The 15,867-nt window shown below is 73.8% G+C and carries 11 protein-coding genes; 4 read left to right on the top strand and 7 right to left on the bottom strand.

What is annotated here, in order from left to right:
- Positions 1-264: 264 nt before the first annotated feature.
- The gene (locus tag AB5J51_RS10950; protein ID WP_369777584.1) at positions 265-1,908 is read right to left on the bottom strand and encodes an acyl-CoA dehydrogenase family protein; all 1,644 of its coding nucleotides are present in this window, start codon (positions 1,906-1,908) and stop codon (positions 265-267) included.
- 17 nt (positions 1,909-1,925) lie between these two features.
- Here AB5J51_RS10950 and AB5J51_RS10945 point away from each other — a divergent pair, with 17 nt between their 5' ends.
- Positions 1,926-3,047 carry a YihY/virulence factor BrkB family protein gene (locus tag AB5J51_RS10945; RefSeq protein ID WP_053785640.1) on the top strand — a complete coding sequence of 374 codons (1,122 nt, stop codon included), beginning with the start codon at positions 1,926-1,928 and terminating at the stop codon, positions 3,045-3,047.
- Positions 3,048-3,075: 28 nt separating this feature from the next.
- Positions 3,076-3,867 (top strand): helix-turn-helix domain-containing protein, encoded by a 792-nt coding sequence (locus AB5J51_RS10940; protein WP_369777582.1) that lies wholly within the window; start codon positions 3,076-3,078, stop codon positions 3,865-3,867.
- Here AB5J51_RS10940 and AB5J51_RS10935 read toward each other — a convergent pair.
- Positions 3,864-4,283, bottom strand: a complete 420-nt coding sequence (locus AB5J51_RS10935; protein WP_053785641.1) for a VOC family protein — start codon at positions 4,281-4,283, stop codon at positions 3,864-3,866. The genes AB5J51_RS10940 and AB5J51_RS10935 overlap by 4 nt on opposite strands.
- A gap of 311 nt (positions 4,284-4,594) precedes the next feature.
- Here AB5J51_RS10935 and rsgA point away from each other — a divergent pair, with 311 nt between their 5' ends.
- Positions 4,595-5,710, top strand: coding sequence for a ribosome small subunit-dependent GTPase A (gene rsgA, locus AB5J51_RS10930; protein ID WP_369777581.1), 1,116 nt, complete (start codon positions 4,595-4,597; stop codon positions 5,708-5,710).
- 113 nt (positions 5,711-5,823) lie between these two features.
- Here the strand turns inward: rsgA and AB5J51_RS10925 are convergent, their stop codons facing one another.
- The 5 genes from AB5J51_RS10925 to AB5J51_RS10905 form a co-directional block, all read right to left on the bottom strand.
- The gene (locus AB5J51_RS10925) at positions 5,824-6,201 is read right to left on the bottom strand and encodes a PPOX class F420-dependent oxidoreductase (protein WP_053785717.1); all 378 of its coding nucleotides are present in this window, start codon (positions 6,199-6,201) and stop codon (positions 5,824-5,826) included.
- A 186-nt stretch (positions 6,202-6,387) separates the two neighbouring features.
- On the bottom strand, positions 6,388-7,653 hold the full coding sequence (locus tag AB5J51_RS10920; RefSeq protein WP_369776581.1) for an IS701 family transposase: 1,266 nt from the start codon (positions 7,651-7,653) through the stop codon (positions 6,388-6,390).
- Positions 7,654-7,764: 111 nt separating this feature from the next.
- Positions 7,765-8,982 (bottom strand): beta-ketoacyl synthase, encoded by a 1,218-nt coding sequence (locus AB5J51_RS10915; RefSeq protein WP_053785643.1) that lies wholly within the window; start codon positions 8,980-8,982, stop codon positions 7,765-7,767.
- Between the two features lie 138 nt (positions 8,983-9,120).
- Positions 9,121-9,603 carry a DUF456 domain-containing protein gene (locus tag AB5J51_RS10910; protein WP_369777580.1) on the bottom strand — a complete coding sequence of 161 codons (483 nt, stop codon included), beginning with the start codon at positions 9,601-9,603 and terminating at the stop codon, positions 9,121-9,123.
- 24 nt (positions 9,604-9,627) lie between these two features.
- Positions 9,628-10,602: a helix-turn-helix domain-containing protein gene (locus AB5J51_RS10905; RefSeq protein ID WP_053785718.1), complete on the bottom strand. Its 975-nt coding sequence runs from the start codon at positions 10,600-10,602 to the stop codon at positions 9,628-9,630.
- Positions 10,603-10,801: 199 nt separating this feature from the next.
- Between AB5J51_RS10905 and AB5J51_RS10900 the strand changes: the two genes are divergently transcribed.
- On the top strand, positions 10,802-14,572 hold the full coding sequence (locus tag AB5J51_RS10900; protein WP_369777579.1) for a S8 family serine peptidase: 3,771 nt from the start codon (positions 10,802-10,804) through the stop codon (positions 14,570-14,572).
- Positions 14,573-15,867 lie beyond the last annotated feature (1,295 nt).

Raw genomic sequence — 15,867 nt, 5'->3', positions numbered from 1 at the left:
TGCCGCTTCCCCGGGCACGCACGACGGACGGTTCCGACTCAGAGGGTTGCAACGGTATGCAACTCTCGCCAAGTCCCGGTCACCCGACCGAAACTGTCCGGACGTCGCCTCGCGACGTGACAGCTCCTCCTCGGGGCTTTCGGATCAGGGGTGGTGCCGAGTCGGCGCGGCGCCACCTCTGCTCCCGGTCAACGGGTCCGGATCCCGGATCGGACCTGTTTGGGGACAGGTCCCGCAACCCGGAGGGTGGCCGCGGACCACGCTCTAGCCCGCGATCCGCGCCCGTTCGACCAGCGCACCCAGTCCCAGGCTGTGCGGCAGCGTGCCGAAGGCCGCACCCCCGTCGCCGCCCAGGCGCGAGGCGCAGAACGCGTCCGCCACCTCCGGCGGTGCCCAGCGCACGAGCAGCGACCCCTGGAGCACCAGGGCGATGCGCTCCACCACGCGGCGCGCCCGCGCCTCGATGCCCTCCAGGTCCGCGAGCTCCGTCAGCAGCCCCTTGATGGCCGAGTCCAGCCGGTGGTCGGCGCCGCGGGCCTGCCCCACCTCCTGGAGGAACGCGTTCAGCGCCTGCGGCTCCCGCTGCAGGGCCCGCAGCACGTCCAGCGCCTGTACGTTGCCCGAGCCCTCCCAGATCGAGTTCAGCGGGGACTCGCGCAGCAGCCGCGGCAGCCCGGACTCCTCGACGTAGCCGTTGCCGCCCAGACACTCCAGTGCCTCCGCCACCATCGGCGTACAGCGCTTGGTCACCCAGTACTTCGCGGCGGGCACCGCGATGCGCAGGAAGGCCCGCTCCTGCTCCGTCCCGGCGTCGTAGGCGGCCGCGAGGCGCAGCCCGAGGGTGGTGGCCGCCTCGGACTCCAGGGCGAGGTCGGCCAGCACGTTGCGCATCAGCGGCTGCTCGATGAGCCGTGCTCCGAAAGCAGAGCGGTGCTCCGTATGGTGCACGGCCTGCGTCAGCGCCTGCCGCATCAGGGCGGCCGAGCCCAGCACGCAGTCCAGCCGGGTCGCCGCGACCATCCCGATGATGGTCCGCACCCCCCGCCCCTCCTCGCCGACCCGCCGTGCCCACGTCCCGTCGAACTCCACCTCGCCGGACGCGTTCGACCGGTTGCCGAGCTTGTCCTTCAGCCGCTGGATCGCGAACACGTTGCGCGTGCCGTCCTCCAGCACCCGCGGCACCAGGAAGCACGTCAGCCCCCCGGGAGCCTGCGCCAGCACCAGGAACCCGTCCGACATCGGCGCCGAGCAGAACCACTTGTGTCCCGTCAGCAGGTACTCGCCCGCCGCGTCCAGCGGCTTCGCCGCCGTCGTGTTCGCCCGTACGTCGCTGCCGCCCTGCTTCTCCGTCATCCCCATGCCGAACAGCACCCCGCCCTTCTGCGCGGGCGGCCGCAGCCCCTCCTCGTACACGTGCGAGGTCAGCCGCGGCTCCCACTGCGCCGCCAGCTCCGGGTCCGTCCGCAGCGCCGGCACGGCCGCATGGGTCATCGAGACCGGGCAGCCGTGCCCCGCCTCGGCCTGCGACCACACGAAGAACCCGGCCGCCCGGCGCAGGTGCCCGGCCGGCCGCCCCCACGCATCGGTCAGCCCGGCGCCCACCGCGTGTCCGAGCAGCCGGTGCCACGCCGGGTGGAACTCCACCTCGTCGATCCGGTTGCCGTACCGGTCGTGCGTACGCAGTTCCGGAGGGTTCTCGTTCGCCAGCGCACCCCACCGCTGGGCCTGCGCCGAGCCCGCGGCCCGCCCGAGTTCCGAGAGCTCCTCCCGTACTTCGCCGAGGAGTTCGGGCGCCGAGGCCGACAGGTGCCGCTCCACGCCTTCGCGAAGGGCCCGGTCGGTGCCGTAGACGTCATAGCCCACCAGGGGAGGGGGCTGGTTGGTGACGGTGTGGGTGGTGGCTGCCATGCGGATACCGTAAAGACGTGCAGCCAGCAAAAGAAACACCCGAGCGGGTCCCCGGGCGGCTCCATCGGGCCCGCGCCCTCTACCGCAACGTCTCCAAGCGCAAGATGGCGTGGCTGCTCCTGAAAGACACCGTCAATTCGTGCATCGAGTACCGGATCCTCGGCCTGGCGGCCGAAGCGGCGTTCTTCACGCTGCTCTCGCTGCCGCCGCTGTTCCTCGGCCTGCTGGGCCTGCTCGGGTACGTGGACGGCTGGACGGGCGGCACCTTCGTGGCCTCCATCGAGGAGAACATCCTGAACGCGGTCGGCACCGTGCTCTCCGACCGGGGCGTCAACGAGATCGCCAAACCCATGCTCGACGACGTCACCAAGGCCGGCCGCCCGGACCTGATCTCCCTCGGCTTCGCCTTCGCCCTCTGGTCGGGCTCGCGGGCGGTCAACGTCTTCATCGACACCATCACCGTGATGTACGGGCTCGACGGCCAGCGCGGCATCGTCAAGACCCGGCTGCTGGCCTTCCTGCTGTACGTCATCGCCCTCGTGATCGGCGCGATCGTGCTGCCGCTGATGGTGGCCGGACCGGACGCCGTCGTCCGCTGGGTGCCCTGGAGCACGGAGGTGATCGCGGTGCTGTACTGGCCGACGGTCACCCTGCTGTCCATCGCCTTCCTGACCACGCTGTACCACGTGTCCGTCCCCGTGCGCTCCCCGTGGATCGAGGACGTGCCGGGGGCGCTGGTGGCGCTCGCCATGTGGGTGCTGGGCTCGTTCCTGCTGCGGATCTACCTGACCAACACCGTCGAGGGCCCGACCATCTACGGATCACTGGCCGCCCCGGTCGCCGTCCTGCTGTGGATCGGCGTGTCGGCCTTCGCCGTCCTGGTTGGCGCGGCCGTGAACGCCGCGATCGACCGCGTCTGGCCCTCCGTGGCCACCGCCGCGGCCCGCGAGGCGAACGAGCGGGCCCGGGAGGCGGAGGCCGCGCAGCTGGTGGCTCGGGCCGCCGCCTGGCGGGCGCTGGCCGAGGGCGAGTCGGAGGACGACGAGGAGGGCGACGCCCAGATGCCGTCCGAGTTCCCCGAGCGCTGGTCGAACTTCCTGCCGCCGGAGGACTACTCCTCCCGCCTGCGCAAACACTGAACCGCCGGACCCGCCGTAGCCTGGCGCTGTGCACGAGGAGCGCCGGTACGAGGAGCGGCCGTCCCTGCTGGTGCCCGGCGCGATCGTATGGCGCCGGGCCGGGGCGCCCGGCGGGCCCGTCCTGCCCGACGGCTGCATGGACCTGCTGTGGGTCGACGGGCGGCTGCTGGTGGCCGGCCCCGACACCGGCCCGCACCCCGTCGGGGAGGTGGGGGGCGGGGCCTACGGCCCGGTGTCGGGACTGAGGTTCGCCCCCGGTACGGCGCCCGCGCTGCTCGGCGTACCGGCGCACGAGCTGCGCGACCGGCGGGTCGAGCTGACCGACCTCTGGCCGGGTCCCGAGGTGCGCGGCCTCGCCGAGCGGACGAGTGCGTACGAGGACCCCGGCGCGGGGCTGGAGCGGCTGGCCCGCAGCCACGCGGACCGCAGCTCGCCCCCCGACCCCCTCGCCGCCCGGGTGGCGGCGGGGCTGCGCGCGGGGGAGTCGGTGGCCGCCGTGGCCGCGGCGGTCGGCCTCGGGGCGCGCCAGCTGCACCGGCGCTCCCTCGACGCCTTCGGCTACGGACCCCGCACGCTCGGGCGCGTGCTGCGGCTGCAGCGGGCGCTGGAGCTGGCCCGCCGGGGGCTGCCACAGGCCGAGGTGGCCTACCGGGCCGGGTACGCGGACCAGGCGCACCTCGCCCGCGAGGTACGGGCGCTGGCCGGGACCACCCCGGGCGCCTACGCGGCGGCCCACAACCAGGCCCGCGACGAGGCCCGCGGCCAGGCCCACAACCGGGCCCGCGCCCGGGCCCGCCGGGGATTACGGGACAGCCCTTAGGCCTCCGCGGGCGCTTCGCCGGGCGCGTCGGCCGGGGCGAACAGCGAGACGCCGCAGCCGTCCGGGTCGAGCACGACGGCATAGCGCTGTCCCCAGAAGGCGTCCCAGGGCTCCAGGTGGCCCTTGTACCCGGCGTCCGTCAGCTCGGCGTACACCGCGTCCACCTCCGCGGGGGAATCGCACAGGAACGCCAGGTCCCGCCGGCCGTCCCCGGCGGGACGGGTCCAGGAGGGATCGAAGGACCGGACGACGTCCTCCGTGTCCCAGGCGATCCGGAGCCCGCCGGGGAGGACGGCCTCCACATGCGGCTGTTCCTCCGCCCCGGCCGGGACGTCCAGGCCCAGGCGGCGGTAGAAGGCGAGCGAGGCGGCCATGTCGGAGACGACCAGGCCGATCAGGTCGAATCGGGGAGTCATGCGCCCAGGCTAGGAGCCGCCCCGCCCGCCGGTCTTGAACGAATCGGACATGCGCACCGCCAGGCGTCCCGAAAAAAGAATTGGCGGCCCCCCGGGCGCACTTGTTACGGTCAACGTGTTCCCGCCGAGAGGCCCGGAACTGCCGGCACGAGCATGACCCGGAGGTGAGTTCATTGGTGACTGTCGTCACGCAGGGCGCGGACCGCACCCAGAAGACCATCAATGTCACTTCCGTGGTCTCCGGCTGACCTCACACCACTTCGCGCGCCGCTGGGCGCACGCTGCCGGGGCCACCCTGTGAAGGGTTCCCCTTGTCTTTCTCTTCTTCTCCGTCGTCTCCTTCCCCTTCGTACGCGCACGCCCTCACCCCCTTCGGCTGGGACGAGGCGTGGGAGGCCGAGTTCGCCCCGTACACCGGCCAGGGCCTGCTGCCCGGCCGCGTGGTGCGGGTGGACCGCGGCCAGTGCGACGTCATGACCGCGGACGGCATCGTCCGCGCCGACACCGCCTTCGTCACCCCGCACGACCCGCTCCGCGTCATCTGCACCGGTGACTGGGCCGTCGTCGAGGCGGCCGGCAACCCCCGGTACGTGAAGACGTACCTGCCGCGCCGGACCGCCTTCGTACGCTCCACCTCCTCGCAGCGCTCCGAGGGGCAGATCCTGGCCGCCAACGTCGACCACGCGATCATCGCGGTGTCGCTGGCCGTCGAGCTCGACCTGGGCCGCATCGAGCGCTTCCTGGCCCTCGCCTGGGAGTCCGGCGCGCAGCCGCTGGTCGTCCTGACCAAGGCGGACCTCGTACCGGACCCGGTGACGCTCGCGCACCTGGTGCAGGACGTGGAGACCACGGCGCCGGGCGTCGACGTCCTCACCGTCTCCTCCCACACCGGGGAGGGCACGGACGTGCTGGCGGCCGTCGTCGCCGGCGGTACGAGCGTGCTGCTCGGCATCTCCGGCGCGGGCAAGTCCACGCTGGCGAACGCACTGCTCGGCTCCGACGTCATGGACGTGCAGGCCACGCGCGACGTGGACGGCAAGGGCCGGCACACCACGACCACCCGCAACCTGCTGGCCCTGCCCGGCGGGGGCGTCCTCATCGACACGCCGGGACTGCGGGGCGTCGGCCTGTGGGACGCCGGGACCGGGGTCGGCCAGGTCTTCTCCGAGATCGAGGAGTACGCGGCCGACTGCCGTTTCCACGACTGCGCGCACGAGGCCGAGCCGGGGTGCGCGGTGCTCGAGGCGGTCGAGACCGGCGCACTGCCGGAGCGGCGCCTGGAGAGCTACCGCAAGCTGCTCCGGGAGAACCAGCGGATCGTCGCCAAGACGGACGCCCGGCTCCGCAACGAGATCCGCCGCGACTGGCGGATGAAGTCGGCGGAGGGCCGGGCCAATTACGCGGCGAAGCGCACGGGCCGCTACTGACCCCGACACAGCCCGGCGCCCGGCCCCTGCTCCGGCAGGGGCCGTGGCGTCGGGCCGTGGCGTCGGGCCGGGCGTCGGGCCGTGGCGTCAGGCCGTGGGGACGGGGCCGGGCGTCAGGCCTCCAGGCCCCACGCGATCACCCGCTCCGGGTGGATCCGGATCACCTCCGGGCTGAAGTGCGGGCCCAGCGCGTGCGGGCCCACCTCGAGCGTGGCGCGGCCGCGGACCTCGATCCCGCGGACCCGCCACGGCCGGGTGCTCACCAGGTCGTCGACCACCAGCGCGAGCCTCGGGTTGCCCTGGAGGTTCCGCCACTTCTTCGTCGACCCCATCGCCAGGCCGCCGACCAGGATCGTGCCGTCCTCCTGCGGGAAGAACCCCACCGGGTTCGCCTGCGGCTGCCCGGCCGGGTCCACCGTCGCCAGCCGGCCCAGCCGCTGCGACCCGAGGTATGCCAGCTCGGCCTCGCTGAAACCCTTGAACTCCGTCATGTGTACCAGCCTGGCCGCACCACCGGCTTCCCGCATCGGGCCTCCGGCCGACCGGGCGTAGACCCATGGCCCTAGTAGGGCTTGGTCAGGTCGGGGCTGGGGTGGGTATGCCGCGTTGACAGGTGGGGCAGACGCCGGTCCATGTCGCGAGGAGGGTCTGTAGCTCGCGGACGATTCGGTAGAGGCTCAGGCCGGCGCCGTGTCTTTTGGGGCTTGGGCCAGTCGTTGCAGGGTGCAGAAGGCATGCGCGACGGAGACGAGGGTGACGTGATGGTGCCAGCCGTTCCAGGTGCGGCCCTCGAAATGGGCCAGGCCCAAGGCCTGCTTCATCTCGCGGTAGTCGTGCTCGATGCGCCAGCGGAGCTTGGCCAGGCGGACCAGGGTGGTCAGCGGGGTGTCTGCGGGCAGGTCGGACAGCCAGAACTGGACCGGCTCGGCCTGGCCGGCGGGCCATTCGGCCAGCAGCCAGCACTCGGGCAGTTCCGGGCCGTCAACGGCCTGCCGGGTCTGGCGCCCGGCAGGCCGGATCCGCAAGGTGACGAACCGCGAGTACATCCGCTTGAAGCCACTGCGGCCCGTGCCGGGCCGGGAGCCCTCACGCCACTGCACCGGTTTCGCTGCCTTCCGGCCCGCCGCGATGACGAGCTGTTTCACCGACCGCGGCGGGTCGGGGTACTTCGCCACCGGCGGGCGCCCGGTCCCGGAGTACGGTTCGGCGACTGGCACGGCTTCGCCGGGCTGGGCGGAGAGGGTGGTGGAGATGCCCACCACGTAGTTGAGGCCGCGGGCCTGCACGCCGTGCCGGAACGCCGCCGCGTCACCGTATCCGGCGTCCGCGATGGCCAGCGGCACCTCGATGCCCCACGAGCGGGTCTCGTCGAGCATGTCGAGTGCGAGCTGCCACTTCTCCACGTGCCCGATGTCGTCGGGAATGCCGCAGGCGGCGCGGCGGGCGACCTTGTCCGGGTCCGCCTTCACGGACTCGGGCGCCCAGTTTTCGGGCAGGAAGAGCCGCCAGTCGACCGCCGCTGAGGCATGGTCGGAGGCCAGGTGCAGGGACACGCCCACCTGGCAGTTGGTGACCTTGCCGGCAGTGCCGGTGTACTGCCGGGACACACACGCCGAGGCGTTGCCGTCCTTGAGGAACCCGGTGTCGTCGACGACCACCGCGGTGGGTCGGATCGCCTTTTCCATCCTCCAGGCCAGCCGGGCCCGCACATGCGCCGGATCCCAGGGGCTCGTAGTCACGAAGTGGGCCAGCGCCTGCCGGTTCCCGTCCTCACCCAGCCGGGCAGCCATCGGCTCGACCGACTTACGCTGCCCGTCAGTGAGCAGACCCCGCAGGTAGACCTGCCCCCACCGACGCTGGTCGTTTCTCGCGAACGGCTCGAAGACCTCTGCCGCGAAGTCCTCCAACTCGGCACGTACGGATGCGATTTCCTCCGGTGTCACACGTCCTCAACGCCACACCAAACCCCCAGGACACGCAACACCAGCCCCGACCTGACCAAGCCCTACTAGGACGGTGTCGTCAAAGGCCAGACGGGACTTTGACGACACCCCCTACGCCGTGAACACCAGCGAGGCGTTGTGCCCGCCGAAGCCGAACGCGTTGGCCAGTGCGGCCGGCACCCGCCCGTGCCGCGCTTGGCCCCGGACCACGTCCAGGCCGATGTCCGGGTCCAGGGTGTCGAGGTTGCGGGTCGCCGGGACCACCCCGTCCCGGACCGCGAGGATCGCCGCGATCGCGCCGACGGCACCGGCGGCGCCGAACAGGTGACCCGTCATCGACTTGGTCGCCGTCACCGCCGGGTGCCCGCCCACCGCCTCGGTGACCGACCGCGCCTCCACCAGGTCCCCCGAAGGCGTGGACGTGGCATGGGCGTGGACGTGCGCGATGTCCGAGGGGGCGAGCCCGGCGGCGGCCAGCGCCAGCCGCATGGCCCGTACCTGGCCCTCCGCGTGAGCGGCCGTGATGTGGTGCGCGTCGGAGGTCACGCCGGCCCCGGCCAGCGTCGCGTGGACCCGGGCCCCGCGCGCCGCCGCGAAGGCGGCCCGCTCCAGGACGACCACGCCCGCGCCCTCGCCGATGACGAACCCGTCCCGGCCGGTGTCGAAGGGCCGGGAGGCCGCCGCAGGGTCGCCGTTGCGCGTGGAGTGTGCCCTGGCCTGAGCGAATCCGGCCAGCGGCAGCGGATGGATGCAGGCCTCCGTCCCCCCGGCGACCACGACGTCAGCCCGGCCGAGGCGGATCAGGTCCAGGCCCAGCGCGATCGCCTCCGCGCCCGAGGCGCAGGCGCTGACCGGGGTGTGCGCGCCGCCGCGCGCACCGAGGTCGATGCTCACCCAGGCGGCCGGACCGTTCGCCATCAGCATCGGCACGGTGTGCGGTGACACCTTCCGTACGCCCGAGGCCTCCAGTACGTCGTCCTGCCCGAGCAGGGTCAGCGCCCCGCCCGTCCCGGTCCCGATGACGACGGCGAGCCGCTCCGGCTCCACCTCGGGCCGGCCGGCTCCGGCCCATGCCTCCCGCGCGGCGACCAGCGCCAGCTGCTCGCACCGGTCCATCCGCCGTGCCTGCACCCGGTCCAGCACCTCACCCGGCTCCTGCCGCACCCGCCCCGCGATCCGCACGGGCAGCGCGTCGGCCCACTCCTCCTCGATGGCCCCGATGCCGTTCTCGCCGCGCAGCATCGCCCGCCACGTCGTCTCCACGTCCCCGCCGAGCGGGGTGGTGGCCCCGAGTCCGGTGACGGATACGCCTGCGTGGTCAGCGCTCATGACTCATCCCCTTGTGGTCTTCTCACAGTTGGTCGGACTGCTGTCCCTTCCACTGTGACAAGCAGGGCCTGGATGCACGGGCAAGATGATCAACGGACTCGGCATCCGGAGTTTGTGGGGTTACGCCATGGCGGTCCGTCAGCCGGCCAGTACCGCCCCGAACCACGCGCCCACCACCATCAGGCACGCGAGCAGCTCGACCAGCACGCTCGTCCCCACCGCCCGCATCACCGCCCGGACCGAGGCCCAGGCCTCGCCGTGCGTGCCCAGCCGCAGCCGCTCGCACAGGTAGACGCCCCCCACGAAGCCGGGAACCGCCCCCAGCACCGGCACCACCACGAAGCCGAGCAGCGCCCCCGCACCCGCGTACACCGCCATCCGGCGGGTGACCCCCACTCCCCGCAGCCGCCGCGGCGGCAGCTGCCACTCGATGACCTGGACCACCAGCAGCAGCGCCGTCGTCGAGACCAGCAGGGACCACGCAAGCGCAGACCGCACGTGCAGCGCCCACCACACCACGCCCGCCCACACCAGCCAGGTCCCCGGAACGCCCGGGACCAGCACCCCGACCACCCCGAGCAGCAGCACCAGCCCCACCAGGAGCAGCTGAGGCAGATCCATGCGCTCAGCCTGACCGACCAGGGCCTATCGGGCCACCCAGCCCCGTTCGTACGCATGCCAGCCCAGCTGGAGCCGGGTCGTGACCCCGGACAGCTCCATCAGGCCCTTGACCCGCCGCTGCACCGTCCGCAGCCCCAGCTCCAGGTGCTTCGCCACGCTCGCGTCCGTCATGCCGGCCAGCAGCAGCGTCAGGATCTCCAGGTCCGTGGTGTCGGGGATGCCCTCGGACACCTCCGCCCCGTCGTCCCCCAGCCGCAGCGGCAGCGCCTCCCGCCACACCGCCTCGAACAGGCCCGTCAGGGACTCCAGCAGCCCCGACGCGTGCACCACCAGCGCCGCCGGCTCCGCCCCGGGCCCCGTCAGCGGCACGAGCGCGAGCGACCTGTCCGCGATCACCAGCCTGGTCGGGACCTGCGCCGTCACCCGGACCCCCTCGCCCCGCGCGAGCGCCGTCGACGCCTCCCGGATGCCGGTCGGCAGGGTCAGTACGTCCCGCTCGATCACCACCCGGTACTCGACGCCCCGTGCGGCGGCCTGCTCCTCCGCCTCGTTGTCCATCCCCGTCACCACCTGGGGCCGGCTGCTGACCAGGGCGCACACCTCCTCGACCGCGCCCACCTGGAGCTGGTGGAAGCGGTGCGCCACCGCGCTCGCCCCCGTCACCACCTCGACCAGGTCGTGCACCGACGGCTCGGCCGCCTCCGCCCGGTACTCCTGCGCCAGCAGCGCCGCCGCCAGCTCCGCCTGCTCCAGCTCGTGCCGCTGCTGCGTCAGCAGCGCCCCCAGCGCCACCCCCGGCGGGGCCGCCACCCAGCGCCCCGGCCGGGCCGAGGACTGCGCCGCCAGCCCGTGCCGCTCCAGGTGCCGCAGGGCCCGCTCGGTCTGCGGCACCGGCAGCGCCAGCCGGTGCGCCAGGTCCGGTATCTCCGCCGCCCCCAGCGCCACCAGCGCGCGGTACGCCGACTCCTGGCCCTCGTCCAGGCCTATCGCACTCAGCAACCCGTCCACCCACCCTCTCGACGCTGTTCCTGGCGGGAAGCAGCCACGGCGTAAACCCGCCGCGGACATCATCGCCGCACCCCCCGGCTCTCTGCCAGGGTGACGCCACCGCAGCACCAACATCCGCCGGTCAGAAGCCACTTGCGGGCAGCTTTGCCCTGCAATGGAGCAGTTGGCCGGAATTCACCTGGGGAGAGCGATGCGCCCGATATCGCGCACGGCACTGGGAGCGGCCGGCGTGGCCGTCCTGGCCGTCACCGCCGTCGGCCCGTCGGCGGCACAGCCGATCGACGGAGCGCCCGGAGGAACGGGGAAGAGACCGATCGCGGGGAGCGAGGCGGCCGGAAAGCAGCCCGCGTCCCCCGTCACCGTCACCCTGGTCACCGGCGACCGGATCCTGGTGTCCACCGACCCGGCCGGCCGCACCGCCGCCACCGCGATGCCGCGCGAGGACGGCTCGCAGCCGCTCGTGCAGACCCGCCAGAGCGGCAAGGACCTGTACGTCTACCCCGAGAGCGCGGTCAGGGCCCTCGCCGCCGGCACGGTCGACCAGGAGCTGTTCAACGTCACCGGCCTGATCCGGCAGGGCTACGACGACGCGCACGCCAAGAAGCTCCCGCTCATCGCGGTCTATGACGGCTCCGCCCACCCGGCGCGCAACGCACCGCCCACCCCGCGCGGCGCCGAACGCTCCCTCGTCCTCGGCTCCATCGGCGCCGTCGCCCTCGCCGCCGACAAGCAGCAGTCCGCCGCCTTCTGGGCGGACGTCACCGACACCCGCTCCCGCGCGGCCGGCGGGCTGAAGAAGCTGTGGCTCGACGGCAAGGTCCGGGCGAACCTGGAGCGGTCCACCCGGCAGGTGGGCGCCACCGCCGCCTGGGCCGCCGGGTACGACGGCAAGGGCACCAAGGTCGCCGTCCTCGACACCGGCACCGACCTCGAGCACCCCGACCTCAAGGGCCGCGTCGCCGCGTCGAAGAACTTCACCGACTCCGACACCGACGCGGACCGCCAGGGCCACGGCACCCACACCATCTCCACCGTCGGCGGCTCCGGGGCCGAGAGCGGCGGCGCCAGGAAGGGCGTCGCGCCGGGCACCGAACTGCTCAGCGGCAAGGTCCTCAACGACGAGGGCTACGGCCTCGACTCGTGGATCATCGCGGGCATGGAGTGGGCCGTCGAGAGCAAGGCCGACGTGGTCTCCATGAGCCTCGGCGACCCCTCCCGGACCACCTGCGACGACCCCATGTCGGCCGCCGCCGAGCGGCTCGCGCAGAGCGGCGGCACCCTGTTCGTCATCGCCGCCGGCAACTCCGGGCCCGGCAACAACACCGTCTCCTCGCCCGGTTGCGCGCCCGGCGTGCTGACCGTCGGCGCCGTCGACCGCGACGACACCACGGCCTCCTTCTCCAGCCGCGGCCCCGCCGGACCCCAGCACACCCTCAAGCCCGAGATCGCCGCCCCCGGCGTCGGGATCTCCGCCGCGGCCATGGGCGGGCGCGGCGTCTACGCGTACCAGTCCATGTCCGGCACCTCGATGGCCACCCCGCACGTCGCGGGGGCCGCCGCCATCGTCAAGCAGCGCCACCCCGACTGGACCGCCCAGCAGGTCAAGGCCGCCCTCGTCGGCTCCGCGAACTCCGGCGTCCCCGGGGACGTACGCCAGACCGGCGGCGGCCGCCTCGACGTCAAGGCCGCAGTCGACACCACCGTGACCGGCGCCCCCGCCGTCCAGGGCGGCTCGTACGACTGGCCGCAGGACCGCAGCGACCGGACGAGCGTCGAGATCCCGTACACCAACAGCGGCACCCGGCCCGTCACCCTGGACCTGGCGGTCGAGAAGGTCACCGGCAACGACGGCTCGGCCGTTCGCAGCCGGATCGCGGGCCTGGACCGCCGTACGGTGACCGTCCCCGCCGGAGCCACCGTCAAGGTGCCGCTCGCCCTCGACCCCTCCGCCCGGCTGGAGCGCTCCCAGTACGGGGACGTCACCGGGCGCGTCGTCGCCACCGCGGACGGCGTGCACGTCTCCACCCCCTTCTCGCTGTACGTGGAGCCGGAGACGGTCACCCTGCGCGTCAAGCTGATCGACCGCGCGGGCAAGCCCGCCGCCGGACCCTCCTCCCTGGACGTCATCGGCACCGACGACGCCAGTGGGGAGCGCCGCTTCAACGACGGCGCCGCGGACCAGGTCTACCGGGTGCGCCCGGGCTCGTACTTCCTCTCCGCGTTCGTCGGCACCCTCGACGCCGGTGACGGGGCCGCACTGTACGACTCCCTCACCTACCTGGGCCGCCCCCAGGCGGAGGTCAGGAAGGACACCGTGATCGTGCTGGACGCCCGCAAGGCCGCCCGGCTCTCGATCGCCACCGACCGGCCCACCGAGGCCCGCAACACCACCCTCGCCTTCTCCCGGTACTGGGACGAGTCCTGGCTGCATGCCGGTACGGCGATGGGCGGGCGCACCATCCGCGGCTACTACGCCTCGGTCGAAGGCCGGGCGGACGAAGGCGAGTTCGAGTTCGGCAGCTACTGGCGCGCGGCCGCGCCGCTGATCTCCGAACTGAAGGCCGCAGGCGGCCCGGCGCTGCACCCGATCACCGCCTCCACCGGCAGCGACAACCTCGACGCAGCCGGCAGCGCACCGCTCGTCGACGCGGGCTCCGGCACCCCGCAGGAGCTCGCCGCAGCCGGCGCGAAGGGGGCGATCGTGCTGGTCAAGGCCGCCGACGGCGCGCTGTACGAGGTCGCGGACCACGCGAAGGCGGCCGGGGCCAAGGCCGTCCTCGCCCACCGCGACGCCCCCGGCCGCTGGGTCGGCTTCACGGGCTACGCGGGCGGCTCCCTGCCGGCGCTGACCATCGAGCAGCCGGAGGCGGAGGCCCTGCTCGCGCGGCTCGCGGCGGGCAAGGTCACGCTGAACTGGAAGGGCAGTGCGAAGAGCCCGTACGTCTACAACCTGGCGCAGGTGGAGAAGGGCGCGGTGCAGGGGGACCGGACCTACCGGGTGCGCGACCGCGACCTCGGCTCCGCCGAGTCGACGTACCACTCGATGGGCGTCGCCGCCGACTTCGTCGACCTGACCGGCGCCTACCGGCCGCTCGGCAACGCCGTGTACTTCGGCGGCCTGGACACCGTGGCCGTTCCGGGCAAGCGCACCGAGTTCTACTCCTGCGGGGACACCGCCTGGGACCACATGGTCTCCAGCAGCTTCCCGTGGGGCGAGTTCATGACCGACCAGCAGCGCACGTACGCCAAGGGCGGCAAGCGCAGCGAGAGCTGGTACGACGGGGTCGTCGGCCCGGTCGCCGGCCGCGACCTCGCGGGCCGGCCGCAGCTGGCCGCCGAACGGCAGGGCAACCTGATCGGCTTCGCCTCCGCGATGTGGGGGGACACCGGGCACTTCGCGCAGCCGGGCTCCTTCGGGGACGTCGGCGGGCTCGTCCTCAAGCGGAACGGCGAGCAGATCGGCGACAGCTGGTACCCGTCGGGGGTCTTCGAGGTCCCGGCGGAGGAGGCCGCGTACGAACTGACGCAGCAGATCGAGAAGTTCGGCCAGCCCGCGCGCACCTGGCAGCGCTCGCAGGCGGTGGCGACGACGTGGACCTTCCGGTCGAAGCAGGACCCGGCCCAGTACTCGCAGGCCATCCCGATCCTGTTCCCGTCGATCTCGATCCCGGCGGACGGCATGAAGACGCTGCCGGCGGCGGACGGGCAGACGATCGGGCTGGCCGTGACAGGGCACGCCGGGTACGTGCCGGGCGCGCTGAAGTCGGTGAAGCTGTCGTACTCGTACGACGGTGAGAACTGGACGCAGGCGGCCGTCACCGAGCGGGGCGGCCGGTGGTCGGCGGTCGTGAACCACGCGGGGGCCGGGTCCGGCCGGCAGGTGACGCTGAAGGTGGAGCTCACCGACACGAACGGCGCCGCCGTCACCCAGACGGTCGCGCGGGCGTACGACATCCGGTAGGTCGTACGAGAGATACGGAAGGGGTCCACCGGGCGGCGGCCCGGTGGACCCCTTTTCGCGTATTCGGCGTTTTCTGCCGCTCTGGGGGGCCGAGAATGAGCCCATGAGTCAGCAGGGCGCGGACGACTGGTGGCAGAAGCTGTACGAGGACCCGGACGCGGGACCGGTCCCGGACCCGGGGGACACGCTGGAGAGCCGTTTCCACTCGGCGTCGGCAGTGACGTCCCCCCAGGCCCAGGCCCTCCCCACCCCGCGCCCTGCCCCACCCGCGCCACCGGGCCCCCCGCCGGGCGCTGCGCCACCGGCTCCGCCGCGCGGTACTGCGCCGGCCGAGCCGCGGGGGTCCGTGCCGTCGGGGTCCGAGCGGTCGGGGCAGCCGCCGCGGGGTGCGCCGACCGGTCCGCCGCCGGGGACTGCGCCGCATGGGCCCCCGCCGGGTGCTGTGCCGGCCGGTCCGCCGCCGAGCGTTGTGCCGCCGGGGTCGGCCCCGGGGTCCGCGCCGTCGGGGTTCGAGCGGCGGGCGCAGCCGCCGACCGATGTGCCGGCCGGTCCGCCGCCGGGGGCTGTGCGGCCTGGGCAGGGGCCGCAGGCCGTGCCGCCCGTTCCGTTCTTGCCGCCGCAGGGTGCCGAGCCGCCCGGGGCGCCGCCGCATGCGGTGCTGCCGGGGCCGCGGCGCGAGGCCGCGCCGGAGCCGCCGCCACCTCGGGACCCCCGGGAACCCGGCACGACCGGATACGGCCTGGGCAGCGTGACCGTGCCGCCGGCGCTCCCGGACGAGCCGCCCGAACTGCCGGTCTGGCGCTGGGGCGTCCCGCGCGACACCCCGTCCGAGCCCCCGTCCCCCGCCCCCGCCCCCGAGGGAGCCTCCAGCACCTGGCCTGCACGTGAACAGGCCCTGGGCCCCGAGTCCGCCCCCGAGCAGGGCGCGGGCTCCTGGCCCGCCCCCGCACCCGGCGCCGGTACGGAACCCTGGTCTGAGCCCGGAGCCGGAGCGGGGCCATGGGCCGAAACGGACCGGGCTGCCGAGCCTGCGGAGCCCGGGGCGGGCACGTGGCCCGGCACCGGCTCCGGAACGGCGGCCGAGCCGGGGACGGGCGCGGCCCCCACTACCCGGCCCGTGGCCGGGGACGGCACGGGGCGTCCCCCTGAGACCTGGGCCGACCCCGGAGCGGGACCGGGTTCCTGGTCGGCCCAACCGTGGGCCGATTCCCGTGCCGATGCCGACCCGCGGTCCGGAGAGGCCGCGGGGCCGACCGCCACCGGTGCCGGGCCCGGCAGTGGGCCCGTGCCTGCGG

The organism is Streptomyces sp. R33, assembly GCF_041200175.1.
GTDB lineage: Bacteria > Actinomycetota > Actinomycetes > Streptomycetales > Streptomycetaceae > Streptomyces > Streptomyces katrae_B.
This window is presented reverse-complemented; position numbering and strand designations above follow the sequence as displayed.